The sequence below is a fragment of the Streptomyces sp. NPDC047880 genome (assembly GCF_040706515.1).
Lineage (GTDB): Bacteria > Actinomycetota > Actinomycetes > Streptomycetales > Streptomycetaceae > Streptomyces.
This window is the reverse complement of sequence record NZ_JBEZOK010000062.1, coordinates 1-2,506: the sequence shown is the minus strand read 5'-3', so window position 1 is coordinate 2,506 and position 2,506 is coordinate 1. Positions and strand designations below refer to the sequence as shown.

The following is a 2,506-nucleotide window of genomic DNA, read 5'->3' as shown; positions in this document are numbered from 1 at the left end:
CCACCTGCGCCTCAAACAACTCCACCACCGACAACCCCCCACCCAACACCACATCCCCACCCCCACCAGCCCACCCCAAAACCAACCCACGCTCACCCTCATCAAGAAACTCCACACCCCCCACCCGCACATCAGGATCCGCAACCAAACCCTCCAGCAAACGACCGAACCACCCCACCAAACGCTCAGCCGTCCCCGCATCAAACACATCAGTGGCAGCGATCAAAACACCCCGCAAACCAGCCGGAGTGCCCTCGGCGTCGAATACCTCACTGGCCACGACATCCAGGTCGAACTTGGCCGTCGCTGCCCCGGGCGACCCCCCTGCCCCCCTCCGACGGGCCGGCACTCCCGATGTCTGCAACCCGGGCAGGTCGACGACCGCCTGGGCGTTGTTCTGCAACGTCAGCATCACTTGGAACAACGGGTGCCGGGCCTGCGAACGCGCCGGCGCCAGCTCCTCCACCAGCCGCTCGAACGGCACGTCCTGATGCCCGAACCCGGCCAGGCTCGTCTCCCGCACCCGCTCCAGCACCTGCGCGAACGTCGGATCGCCCGAGACATCGGTCCGCACCACCAGCGTGTTCACGAAGAATCCGACCAGGTCGTCCAGAGCTTCATCCGTACGGCCCGCGACCGCCGAACCGATCGGAATGTCGGTGCCCGCACCCACCCGCGACAACGTCACCGCCAGCGCCGCCTGCAACACCATGAACACCGTCACGCCACGCTCACGCGCCACCTCACGCAACCGCGCATGCACCCCAGCCGGCACCTCCAGCCCCACCGCATGCCCCTCATGCGACGCGACCGCCGGACGCGACCGGTCATACGGCAACGCCAACTCCTCCGGCACCCCCGCCAACGCCTCACGCCAAAACCCCACCTGACGCGACAACACACTCTCCGGATCCTCCTCGGACCCGAGCATGTCGCGCTGCCACAACGCATAGTCGGCGTACTGCACCGGCAGCGGCGCCCACTCGGGGGCACGCCCCTCACACCGCGCCGCATAAGCAGACGTCAGATCCCGCTCCAGCGGAGCGGACGACCACCCATCACTCGCAATGTGATGCACCACAAGGGTCAGGACATGCTCGTCCGGACCGGCCCTGAACAGACGTGCCTGGACGGGGATCTCCGCGCTCAGGTCGAAGGCATACCGGGCCGCCTCCGCCACTGCCGCGTCCAGCTCCTCCACGCTCACATCGGTGACCGTCAGTGCGAAGCCGCTCTCCTCGACCGACAGGATCCGCTGATACGGCTCACCGTCAGCCACCGCGAACACCGTCCGCAGGACCTCATGACGCCCGACAACATCCCGCAGCGCATCCTCAAGCGCTTGCTGGTCCAGCATTCCGCTCAGTCGGACCCCGATGGGGATGTTGTACGTAGAGTTCGGGCCTTCCAACTGCCCTATGAACCAGAGCCGGCGCTGCGCGTACGACAGCGGCACCCGCTCCGGGCGCTCCCCCGCCACCAGAGCCGGACGCGCCGTGTCCGCCTGACCCAGCCGCGCCGCGAGCCCGGCCGGCGTAGACGCCTCGAAGAGGGTCCGCAGGGCCACTTCCACACCCAGCACCGCACGCACCCGACTGACCAGCCGGGTCGCCAGCAACGAGTGGCCGCCGAGAGCGAAGAAGTCGTCCTCGACACCCACCTCGTCGAGACCGAGGACCTGGGCGAAGGCCTGGCACAGGATCTCCTCCTGCACCGACACCGCACCGCGGCCCCCGCCACTCACGTACTCCGGTGCGGGCAGCGCCTTGCGGTCCAGCTTGCCGTTCACCGTCAACGGCAGCGCCTCAAGAACCACGACCGCCGAAGGCACCATGTACTGCGGCAACCGCTCACCCACGAAGTCGCGCAGCTCGGACTCCGACGCATCCCCCACCACATACGCCACCAGGCGTTTGTCCCCGGGAACATCCTCGCGGGTGATCACAACCGCCTGTGCCACCGCCGGGTGCGCGGCCAGTACCGCCTCGACCTCACCCGGCTCGATCCGGAACCCCCGGATCTTCACCTGCTCATCCGCACGCCCCGCGAACACCAGCCGGCCCTCAGCCGACCACCGCACCCGGTCCCCCGTCCGATACATCCGCCCACCCGCCGGACCGAACGGACACGCCACAAACCGCTCACCCGTCAAACCAGGACGCCCCACATACCCCCGCGCCACCTGCGCACCCGCCACATACAACTCCCCCACCACACCCACCGGCACCGGACGCAAACCCCCATCCAGCACATACACCCGCGAATGAGCAACCGGCGCCCCCATCGACACCACCGGCCCCGACCCATCCACCTCCCCCGCCGTCACCATCACCGTCGTCTCCGTCGGACCATACGTATTCACCAACGTCCGACCCGCCGACCACACCCCCGCCAACCCCACCCCAATCGGCTCCGCCCCCACCACAACCCGCGCCACACCCGCAAACTCACCCGGATCCAAAACCCCCAACAACGACGGCACCACACTCGCCGCCACCACACCCCG

The 2,506-nt window shown here is 68.2% G+C and carries 1 protein-coding gene; it reads right to left on the bottom strand.

Going from position 1 to position 2,506, the window contains the following annotated elements:
* Positions 1–2,401 (bottom strand): condensation domain-containing protein (locus AB0937_RS38465; protein WP_366718855.1); only part of this gene is annotated, 2,401 nt, incomplete at its 3' end.
* Between the last annotated feature and the right edge of the window lie 105 nt (positions 2,402–2,506).